The organism is Mesorhizobium sp. M7A.F.Ca.CA.001.10.2.1, assembly GCF_003998575.1.
GTDB lineage: Bacteria > Pseudomonadota > Alphaproteobacteria > Rhizobiales > Rhizobiaceae > Mesorhizobium.
The window spans coordinates 1-9,742 of record NZ_RZQY01000176.1 but is presented as its reverse complement, the minus strand read 5'-3'; the positions used below and the strand labels follow the sequence as shown (position 1 = coordinate 9,742).

10 protein-coding genes and 1 pseudogene are annotated in these 9,742 nt (G+C 60.5%); 7 read left to right on the top strand and 4 right to left on the bottom strand.

What is annotated here, in order from left to right; all coding sequences use genetic code 11:
- Positions 1-1,469, bottom strand: a 1,469-nt coding sequence (locus EN964_RS13850) for a CaiB/BaiF CoA-transferase family protein (RefSeq protein ID WP_206528719.1), incomplete at its 3' end; no start/stop codon positions are given.
- Positions 1,470-1,633: 164 nt separating this feature from the next.
- On the opposite strand from EN964_RS13850, the pseudogene EN964_RS39230 reads away from it, so the two are divergent.
- From EN964_RS39230 to EN964_RS13815, 7 genes and pseudogenes are all read left to right on the top strand, one after another.
- Positions 1,634-2,481: pseudogene (locus EN964_RS39230) on the top strand (SMP-30/gluconolactonase/LRE family protein).
- Between the two features lie 60 nt (positions 2,482-2,541).
- The gene (locus EN964_RS13840) at positions 2,542-3,672 is read left to right on the top strand and encodes a thiolase family protein (RefSeq protein ID WP_127267387.1); all 1,131 of its coding nucleotides are present in this window, start codon (positions 2,542-2,544) and stop codon (positions 3,670-3,672) included.
- Positions 3,639-4,124, top strand: coding sequence for a Zn-ribbon domain-containing OB-fold protein (locus EN964_RS13835; RefSeq protein WP_206517131.1), 486 nt, complete (start codon positions 3,639-3,641; stop codon positions 4,122-4,124). Before EN964_RS13840 ends, EN964_RS13835 begins: the two co-directional genes overlap by 34 nt.
- Positions 4,118-4,939 carry a helix-turn-helix domain-containing protein gene (locus EN964_RS13830; RefSeq protein ID WP_127267386.1) on the top strand — a complete coding sequence of 274 codons (822 nt, stop codon included), beginning with the start codon at positions 4,118-4,120 and terminating at the stop codon, positions 4,937-4,939. The genes EN964_RS13835 and EN964_RS13830 overlap by 7 nt, the downstream gene beginning before the upstream one ends.
- An 89-nt stretch (positions 4,940-5,028) precedes the next feature.
- Complete coding sequence (locus EN964_RS13825; protein WP_236382677.1) at positions 5,029-6,366, top strand: sugar ABC transporter substrate-binding protein; 1,338 nt, start codon at positions 5,029-5,031, stop codon at positions 6,364-6,366.
- A gap of 49 nt (positions 6,367-6,415) precedes the next feature.
- A complete protein-coding gene (locus tag EN964_RS13820; protein ID WP_050580514.1) occupies positions 6,416-7,279 on the top strand; it encodes a carbohydrate ABC transporter permease in 864 nt (287 codons plus the stop codon).
- A 62-nt stretch (positions 7,280-7,341) separates the two neighbouring features.
- Positions 7,342-8,109: a carbohydrate ABC transporter permease gene (locus EN964_RS13815; RefSeq protein WP_236382678.1), complete on the top strand. Its 768-nt coding sequence runs from the start codon at positions 7,342-7,344 to the stop codon at positions 8,107-8,109.
- Positions 8,110-8,181: 72 nt separating this feature from the next.
- Here the strand turns inward: EN964_RS13815 and EN964_RS13810 are convergent, their stop codons facing one another.
- The 3 genes from EN964_RS13810 to EN964_RS38155 form a co-directional block, all read right to left on the bottom strand.
- Positions 8,182-9,051, bottom strand: coding sequence for an alpha/beta fold hydrolase (locus EN964_RS13810; protein WP_206517133.1), 870 nt, complete (start codon positions 9,049-9,051; stop codon positions 8,182-8,184).
- A gap of 10 nt (positions 9,052-9,061) precedes the next feature.
- Positions 9,062-9,466, bottom strand: a complete 405-nt coding sequence (locus tag EN964_RS13805) for a hypothetical protein (protein WP_024504908.1) — start codon at positions 9,464-9,466, stop codon at positions 9,062-9,064.
- Positions 9,463-9,742 (bottom strand): hypothetical protein (locus EN964_RS38155; protein WP_206528718.1); only part of this gene is annotated, 280 nt, incomplete at its 5' end. The genes EN964_RS13805 and EN964_RS38155, both read right to left, overlap by 4 nt.

The window sequence follows — 9,742 nt, the reverse complement described above, 5'->3', positions numbered from 1 at the left end:
GCGCCAAGCGCAGCAGCAAAGCGCGTTCCGCCCGCCGAAGCAAGAAACCATGAGAAGTCAAAGATGCGGACGTTCTGCAAAGGAAAGGGACGATTGCGTGCTGAGAGCGCCGGTTTCAGGGTCGCCTCTGCCGCTACCTTTGGCGATGCCTGCCTTGAGGTGTTGCTCACTTCGTCCGTATGCTCACCGCGCAGCGGCGCGCGCTTGCCGGCCTGCCATCGTGTTTCCGAACTCAGCCATTTGCTTGTGGCATAATGGAAGCTGCGCCCAAGTTCAGGGTGATCGACCTTGGTGATGGCGCCGCGCTTCAGCCAATGCTCGTCTTGTGCATTCTCATGCGGCTTGCGCACCGGTGCCCAGAGCAATCCCGCTGCCTGAGCTTCTTGCCAGGGCGTCGCGTCATATGTGTGGGCGCGGACGAAACGCTGAACCACTTCCAGCGTGTGCGAGGTGGCGTCGTCCATCTTCGACGAGCCCGGGACGCTGCGTGCGTTGAAGTCCGCATCGGCTGTGGGCGCCTCGAGGTCCGCAGCCATGTCGAAACGCTCGAGGAACGGCACGAGATTGGCCTTGTCACGGGCGCCAACACCCCAGGTCATGTACCAGCGACCATCTTTGGTGTGACTGATGTTGGGGACACGCGACACTGCCTCCAGGGCATGACGGCATGTCAGACGATGGAGCGGCGCTCGGCGCATCACCCATGACATCAGATCGATCTCGGTGCTCTTGGCCACCGCCTCATGGATGGCACAGGAGATATCCTGACCGAGACCCGAGGTGGTCCGCTCGATCAGAGCGGCAAGAATGCCAATCATGAGTTGCTCACCGGCAATATGGTAGGCATGCCAGATTTGCGGTGCGATAGGCGGTAGGTCGTACTGTTCCGATGGATCCGGATCGTAGCCGCAATTCATCATGACGCCGCCGAGCGCCAGATGAACCAGGTCCGACCCCTTGAAGGTACTCCAAGGGCCGTCATCGCCGAAAGGCGTCATGCGGGCGATGACGAGCGAGGGGTACCGCGCCGCCAAGGCTTCGCGGGTCAGCCCAAGCTGTTCATTCAACATGCCGCAGCTAGCATCCAGCAGGATGTCGGCAGTACCCAGGAGCTGGACCAACATCTCGCGACCGCCTGCGGTATCCAGATCGGCGACGGCGGATTTCTTGCCGCGGTTGTATGCCCAGAAATAGAGCGACTTTTCGGGGTCGGGCTCCTCAGAACAGAACGGGGCGATGCGCCTCGTCGGGCTGCCGTCTGCTGATTCGATCTTGATCACCTCGGCGCCGAGTCCTGCAAGCAGCAGGCCGCAATACTCCGCCGTCTCGTCCGCCACCTCGATCACTCGAAGGCCAGACAGCATTCCGGGGGCGGTGTCGGACGCCAGAGCGGTCGACCGGGGTTCAACTCTTGCAGCTGTCATGAAGGGTGTTTGGACCGTCTCAGCGTTGATGTTGAGCAACCACATTTATGGAGTTTGCTCGGCAAGATAATGCATTATATAAAATTAGGCATTGAGAAGCGGCGCCTGTCAATTAGAAATTGCGGGGGTCAAACCAATTCACCTTGGGTGGTGGAAAAAGTGCAGAAGAAATTTCGATCCTGAATTTTTAAGGCTTCCGGCGCTATGTCGTGGCCAATGCGCCATTGGAGCGTCTTCACACCGGCATTGTGGGCGGAGGGTCCGGTCTGTTTTGCGGATCTCGAGATTCTCCTTCTTAGCGACGTTCCAGCAGAGCAAATATTACTGTCGCCAAAGGGCAGCCACCGGTCGTCTTTCGCCATCCGTCCGGCAACGCCAATGGCAACACCCGGGACCGCCAAGGGCGTCTGCCACCTGCGAGAGCGGCAATCGTCGCGTCGTCCGCACCGAACTTGACGGGAGGCAGACCGTTCTCGCCGATAGCTACGAGGGAAAGCGGCTCAACTCGCCAAACGACATCGTCGTACGCTCGGATGATTCGATCTGGTTTACCGACCCGGATTATGGAATTCTCAGCGATTACACAGGAAACCGCGCCTCCAGCGAGCTCGGGCGCCGCTGCGTTTTCCGCCTTGATCCCCTCGATGGCAAGCTGGCGATCGCCACGGACAAACTGGACAAGCCCAATGGTCTGGCCTTCTCGCCCACCGAGAAAATCCTTTTCGTTGCCGACTCAGGCGCGACGCACACGCCTGGGTGGCGCACATGAGATCCTAGCTTTTGACGTAGCGGCCGATGGTGGGCTTGGCAACCGCCGGACATTCGCCATGATCGATGCCGGGGTGCCTGACGGGTTCAGCGTGGACCTCGATGGCAATATCTGGACAAGCGCGGCTGATGGTGTTCACTGCATCAGCCCCGAGGGGAATTAATCGGTAAGATTGCGGTCCCGGAAACCCGTCACAAACCTGACGTTCGGCGGCCCAAGCGCAATCGCCTGTTCATAGCCGCTGCCTCGTCTCTTTACTCGATTTATGTCGGGACACGCGGCCTCTGAAACGGTTCCGAGCCTCTTGACCAAAATAAAATAAAATGCATCATCCATTACGGAGGGACGATGCAAGGCTTTTCTGGGCTTCGAGATAAAGTATCGGTGGTGGGCGTCGGCACGACGGCGTACGGCAACTTTCCCGACATGGACGAGTATGGCCTGGCGGCTGAGGCGTTTCGCAACGCGGTTGCAGATTGCGGACTGGACAAGGGCGCGGTCGACGGCCTGCTTACATGTCGTATTCCGAGCTACTACCGGATGGGCGAAGTCCTGGGACTTGATCCGCGTTGGACGATCACCCTACCGGGGCATGGTCGCATGTCGGGCATCGGCCTCATCGAGGCAACGATCGCCTTGACGAGCGGCCAGGCGAAATATGTCGCGCTGCTTTACGCCAACATCGGCCGATCTCGCCGCGTCTTCTACGGCGGAGGTGAAATGCCGGGCCATTGGGACCCTTGGGGGTTCACCTCGCCCGGCGGCGCCCACGCCATGATGTTCCGTCGCCACATGGAGCTTTACGGTACGACGACGCGGCAACTCGCTGAAGTTTCCGTCGCCTTCCGCAGCCATGCGCAACTCAATCCCGGCGCGGTGATGAAGGAGGCAATGACTATCGACGACCATGAGAATTCCCGTCCGATCGTCGCCCCGCTGCGCCTATTCGATTATTGCCTGATCAACGATGGCGCCGTCTGCCTGATCCTCACGACAAGCGAGCGTGCCGCTGATCTCGCCAAGCCGCCGGTTCGGATCAGCGGATTTTCGGGGCGCGAGGCCTATCGAAACTCGTCCATAGAGAATTTTCACATCGACTTCTGGCACGATCAGGTCTCGGCATCGGGCGATGAGGCGTTCGCCATGGCCGGCGTCGAGCCCGCCGATGTCGATGCATTGATGTGTTACGACAATTTCAGTCCGACCGTGCTGTTCAGCCTCGAAGGCCTTGGCTTCTGCCCGCGCGGCGAAGGCGGCCGGTTCGTCGAGGGCGGAGCGTTGAAACTTGGCGGCCGGCTGCCGACCAACACGGACGGCGGCCATCTGTCCAATTCGTATATGCAGGGCTGGGCCCTCAACGTCGAGGCGGTGCGCCAACTGCGTGGCGAATGCGGCGATCGGCAGGTTGAGGACTGTGAAGTCGTGACGTACGTGCAAGCAACACCATGCACGCGCACGATCGTTTATACGCGGGCGTGACGGCTGACATGGCGTATGGCGCTTCCGCTTCCGAGAAATCCGTAGAGGCAAAGCCGTTGCCCAAGATTACGCCCTTGAACAGGCCGTTCTGGGACTATGCGCTCAAGTCAATTTACGCGCTGCAGACCTGCGATGCGTGCGGCGACGCTCATGTTCCCGAAGCGCCGGTCTGCCCTCGGTGCCTGAATGACCGCCAGACCTGGAAACCGGCGAGCGGAAAAGGCACGCTGCAGTCCTGGGCGGATTTCCATCGCGCCTATTGGGACGGCTTTGAGGCAGACTTGCCCTACCGTACATGTCTGGTGCGGCTTGACGAAGGCCCGCTGGTCGTCAGCAATTTGGTCGGCGGGCAGGCGAACCTCAGGATTGGTGCGCGCGTCCATGTGGTGTTCGACCGCATCGCCGATGGCATTGCATTACCGAAATTTTCTCTGGACGAACCGGGATGCTGAACGAAGCAGCTGACGCCGAAGTGAGCGCGGCCGGATGCGATCGTCATCACGCCGGCCGCCTGCCAGCCCGGCCAAACCGCAGCATCCTGAGATCGGCGACGCGCCCGCTCGAAATCATTGAACTCTTTGCTGCTCTTCGCCGCCCGCTGTCGGTCTCGGAAATCGCCTGCGCGCTCGAAATCCCCCAGTCAAGTTCGTCCGTGCTGCTACAGGCCATGAGCGGTGCAGGTTTCATAGCGCGCGATCGCAAGACGCGGAAATACCTACCGAGCGTCCGCTCCGTGCTGTTGAGCAACTGGGTCCACGACACGTTTCTCCAGGGCAGCGGCCTGCTGCAGGCGTTGGATGCGTTGAGCATCGAGGCCAATGCAAATGTCCGGCTTGGCGTCCGCAATGGGGTGCACGTTCAATATGTGCATGTCTCCTGGCCGTCGGCCGAGCCAAGGACGAATCGCCTGAGTCCCGGCATGAAGTTGCCGATTGGCAGCGACGCCCTGGGCAGGATGCTGCTTCTAGCAGAGAACGAGAATGACGTACGTGGCATTCTCCGGCACGGGAACGCCGTCGGCGATGCTGCACATGCGGTCAATGTGGAGGATCTTGTCAACGAGCTGCGAATGCACCGCGTCGATCGCTTCGCGGTTTGTCGCGATCTGAGTGCCCAGGACGACCTCGTCATCGCAATCCAGTTGCCCGCGCGATTTGGAGCGCCTGCTGCGATCGGCATTGGCGTTGCCGTTTCCGGGCACGCGGACGGTCGGTCGAGGTTCGCCGCGCTGCTTCGTGACTTCGCTGCAGAAGCCTGGGGTGCGTGAGGGCGAAGTGCTTGACCGCCACATGCGTACGCCGGGGCGGAATAGGAGCTACCAGGCGGCTCTTTCTAAAACGACTAAGAAGCAGGCTGGTGGAGGAATGCGCAATGAAGAGCAGTAACTTGATGGAACTCATGCAGCAAATGTCGCTGACACGACGGCAATTGCTCGGCACGTCAGCAATGCTGGGGGCAGCCGCTCTGATGCCGCGGCAGGCATGGAGCGCGCCCGATCTCAAGGGTATCGAACTCAATCTTATGGTGATCCAGCCGCACGTCACCGGTGGACGCATAGTTGCAGACGAGTTCGGCAAGGCGACCGGCGCGAAGGTCAACGTACTGCCGGTTCCCAACGACCAGATCCAGCAAAAGGCGACCCTCGACGTCCAGTCCGGATCCAACGTCTACGACGTCATCGACTACTGGTACTGTCTGCTCGGCGCGCTCGCCGAAGACGGCACGGTCGTCGACGTTACCGACCGCATTGCCAAGGATTATGCCGCTGCGGACTTCCTGCCGTCGATCTACGATCCCTACACACTGTACAAGGGAAAGCGCTGGGGGGTGCCATATGACGGCGATTCGCACGTGCTGTTCGTCAACACCGAGATCCTGGAACGGAGCGGCCAGAAGCCGCCCACGACTTGGGACGAATATCTGGCGACGGCGAAGGTCATCACGGAGGCCGAGACAGCGAACGGCATCTTCGGCACCGCGCTGCTCGGTGTGAAAAACCCTTTCATGATAGGCTGCAGCTACACCAACCGGCTGGCTGGTCTGGGTGGCGATTTCTTCGATGCCAGCGGCAAGCCGTTGCTCGATTCGGAAGTCAGCATCGCGGCCGTCCAGGCCATGCTTAACGTTGCTCCGTATGCTCTGCCGACGCCGCTGGAAACCGGGTTCGAGCAAGGATTGCCGGCCTTCCTCTCCGGTAAGGCGGCCATGATCGAGTTCTGGACCGATCTCGGGGTCAACGCACAGGATCCGGCAATGTCGCAGATTGTTGACAAGTGGACCGTGGTGCAGATGCCGATTGGCGGCGCCAACAAACAGCATCGCGGCTCGCTCGACGCCGGTTTCGGCCTGGCGATCTCGGCCGGCTCGAAGCAGCCGGACGCCGCTTGGGAACTGGTCAAGTTTGCCTGCAGCAAGGAAATGAACCTCAAGCTGACACTGACTCCCGGCAGTGGCATCGATCCGATCTTCACGTCGGTTCTCGACAGCAGCCAGTACAAGGCGGCGGCGCCGAAGGTTCAGGCTGCTGGCGCCCAGGCACTAAATGGCGCGCTTGCCTGGCCTACCGGGGCACTGGCGTCCAAGATGCTGCAAGGCCTGGCTGACGAACTTGCATTGGTTCTCGCTCATACCAAGACCCCCGAGCAGGCTATGAAAGATGCCCAGGCGGCTTGGGTTGCAATGCTGAATGGATAGAGGCAACCCGGTTTCCACATCGGCCGGAGCGACGGTAAGCGGCTCGCGATTGGCAGGGTTCCTTCTGGTCGCGCCGCTGCTGCTCGGCCTCTCCGCCTTTGCCATCTATCCGTTTCTCGACGTGCTTGCGTTGTCGCTGTCGAAGAGCTCGCTGGGGCGGCAGTTCCAGCATTGGCCGGTTCTGACCAACTTTGCCGCCATTCAGCGCGATGGCGACTTTCAGGCGGCCCTGTTGAGGACGACGATTTTCGCAATTCCCGTCGCATTGATCCAGCTCGCACTTGGCTTGGCGATCGCGATGATGCTGCATTCAAGTCTGAAGCAGGCGAGGTGGGTGCGCAGCCTTATCCTGTTGCCGCTAATGACGCCGCCCATGATGGTGGCCGTGGCCTGGAAATTGATCCTTGCGCCCGCCGGCGGCCTGCTCAACGGCGTGCTGTTGCGCACCGGCATCATAGACCAGCCGGTCTCATTCCTCGGCACCATGCCCGCAGCCTTCCTTTCGGTCGCTGTCGCCGATACCTGGCAGTGGACGCCGTTCGTGGCGATCCTCGCTTATGCGGCGCTCCAGACCTTGCCAGACGAGGTGTTCGAGGCGGCAAGTGTCGACGGCGCGTCGCCGCGAACGATCTTCTGGCAGATCACGCTTCCGATGCTGATGCCGACGCTGCTTGCCATCTTGCTGTTGCGCGTCGTGATCGCGTTCAAGCTCTTCGACCTCGTCTATGGTCTGACATTCGGCGGGCCGGGATTCAGCACCACCGTCACCACCTTCCGCATATGGCGCACTGCCATGCAGGAGTTCGATGTCGGTCTGGCCGCAGCCCAAACGCTGGTGTTCGCCATCCTCGTCAGTATTGTCACCCTGCCTATCACCTGGCTTCACAAACGCAGCGAAACGAGGTCGGGATGAGCCATTCCAGTCAAGCTGGGGGGAAGTCGCGGGGCCGGGTCGCAACAGGGTGTGCCGCGGTCATGGTCGGCTTCTTTGTGTTGCCGATTGCGTATCTCGTCTCGGTTTCCTTCAAGACGCCAGACCAGGTGCTTACCGGGTATTTCCTGCCGCAGGCACCGACACTGGCGAACTGGATCAACACCTTCCAGATCATCCCACTGTTTCGCCTGCTGGCGAACTCGCTGCTGGTCGCGGTTTGTAGCAGCCTGCTGACGCTCGCCGTCGCCTTTCCAGCCACGTACGCCATGGTGCGGTTGAAGGTCGGCGGGCGCTTCCTTCCGGCCTTCACGCTGGCGACCTACGTGGCGCCGCCGGTGGTCGCGCTCATTCCGCTTTTTCTGCTTCTGCGTCGGCTTGGTCTGCTCAACAGCCTGTCTGGCCTTATCCTGGTCAACGGGATAGCCAACCTGCCGGTGGCCTTTTGGCTGTTGTCAGGCTTCCTGCGACGGGTGCCCGTGGAAATCGACGAAGCGGCAAAGATCGACGGTGCTGGGTATTTCACGATCATCTTTCGCCTCGTCGGCCCAGTCATGGCGCCAGGCCTCGTGGCAACGGGTTTGATTTGTGGCATCCTCGCCTATGATGAGTTCCTGCTCGCCTCCGCCTTCAGCAATGACGAAGGCAGCCGAACGCTGCCGGTGGCGATAGCTCTTTTCCAGGGCGAGCGATTGATAAATTTCGGCCAGATGGCGGTAGCGTCTCTCACCGGCATTATACCGGTCTATCTGATCGGGCTGTTCGCGCAGCGGTGGCTGATCGGCGGGCTGACGGCGGGCAGCGTCAAGTAAACCAGAATCCAGGTTGGAAAAAGCGTCGACGATTTTGCTTCCTGCGTTTTTCGCTGGCCTCCCGGGGCGGTATCAGCCGGTGCGCTTTGCTGACTTCGCCCTGATCTCATCGAGGATTGGCACGATATACTCCCGGAACTTCGCCGGGTTCTCGGCCATGGGGAAGTGGCCCATGTCGCGCATATGCACCCATTTCGAGCCGGGTATCATCGACGCAAGCTGACGCCCTTCCTCGACCGTCGCCGACCAGTCGTAATCGGCATTCAGCAAATAGAGGTCGATCTTCGCCGTGTCGATATACTTGGCCGTATCCGTGAGATCATGCTCCTCGACATAATAGTGCAGGTCGCCCGGGAAGACCGACGGCGCCCCCTGGCTGTACATCCAGATCGTCTCGCGGCGGTAAACCTCCGGGCTGCTCGGCGAACACTGTGTGTGTTGCAAGGCGGCGCGTGTGTCGTTGGATGTCGTTGGGTGCCAGTACCAGTCTGTCAGCGTGCCAGGCTCGGGGCTCTTGATAAGAGGCTCAAGCGCGATCGCGGCGCGAAAATGCTCGGGATGGTAAAGCGCCAGATCGGTCGCCAGCAGCCCACCCATCGAGCAGCCCATGAAGACGGGTCTGTCGAGCTCGAGCGCCTTTGACAACTCGAGCACGTAGCGCAGGAACCAGTCCATCTTGAGCTTGTAGCCAGTCTCCCAATAGCGGTGGGTGAGGGGAGGCAGCGACTTGCCATGGTAGGGCAAGTCCCACGCGATGAAACGGAAATACCGGGTGAGTTCCTCATCCTCGAGAAGGTGCCGCCATTGGCGCGCATCGGTGCCTGCCGTGTGCTGCAGCAGCACCGGGATGCCGGTGCCAGCCTGTTCGAGGTATATACGGTACTCGGTGTCATCCAGGGTCAGATACAGATAGCCGCATTCCATCTTTGCAAACTTTGCCATCATCCGTCCCTCAAGCCTTCACGCCGTTGATCTCCTGGCGCATCACGGCGAGGATTCGCTGCAAGGCGCTGTAATATGCGTAGAGCGACGACAGATCGCCGCCGAGCCGCATGCCGCGATGGATCGCCGCCGGGAAGAAGTCGTTGCAGAAGCGCGCCGGCGCCGGCTTCAGGATGTCGCGCCAGGTTTCCCGCGGCCCGCCGACATAGATGGTCGACGACTTGTAGCCGTCGCTTCCTTGCTGGAAGTCCACGACGCGGCCATCCCGGATCTCCATGAAATACTCGTCCGCCTCGTTGCTGTAGAAGCGGATGCGGGCGTTCCAGAAGCGGGCGGCAATCGCAAACTCCGGGTCCTTATTGACGCCATCGCGGACGGCTTTGACGGGAATGACCAACTGGTCCTTGTCGCTCACTGACGATACTCCTCCATGCTTCCGTTAGGGTGCGCGATGGGAAAAAATCCACCGTGATCCCAACTCGCCAAGAGGCCGAAATCAACCGATCTCAAGAGTCCGGCTGAAGAAATCAATATTCTGATGCCCGTCGAACGCTGAACCGCTCGATTGTGGTTGCGGGAACGGGACGAACATGGAAATCCTGATGTAGGTCGACCAGCAGTTTCGAGTGTCGGCTTCGGAAATGAGGAATGACCGACCACCAGCCGCTCGACGCATTGCAGCAACAGATCA

What these genes read in the sequence shown, in the direction of transcription:
- EN964_RS13830 (WP_127267386.1), top strand. Translation starts at nt 4,118, where the DNA reads ATGCTGAACGAAGCAGCTGACGCCGAAGTGAGCGCGGCCGGATGCGAT.
- EN964_RS13840 (WP_127267387.1), top strand. Translation starts at nt 2,542, where the DNA reads ATGCAAGGCTTTTCTGGGCTTCGAGATAAAGTATCGGTGGTGGGCGTC.
- EN964_RS13835 (WP_206517131.1), top strand. Translation starts at nt 3,639, where the DNA reads ATGCACGCGCACGATCGTTTATACGCGGGCGTGACGGCTGACATGGCG.
- EN964_RS13810 (WP_206517133.1), bottom strand. Translation starts at nt 9,051, where the DNA reads ATGGCAAAGTTTGCAAAGATGGAATGCGGCTATCTGTATCTGACCCTG.
- EN964_RS13815 (WP_236382678.1), top strand. Translation starts at nt 7,342, where the DNA reads ATGGTCGGCTTCTTTGTGTTGCCGATTGCGTATCTCGTCTCGGTTTCC.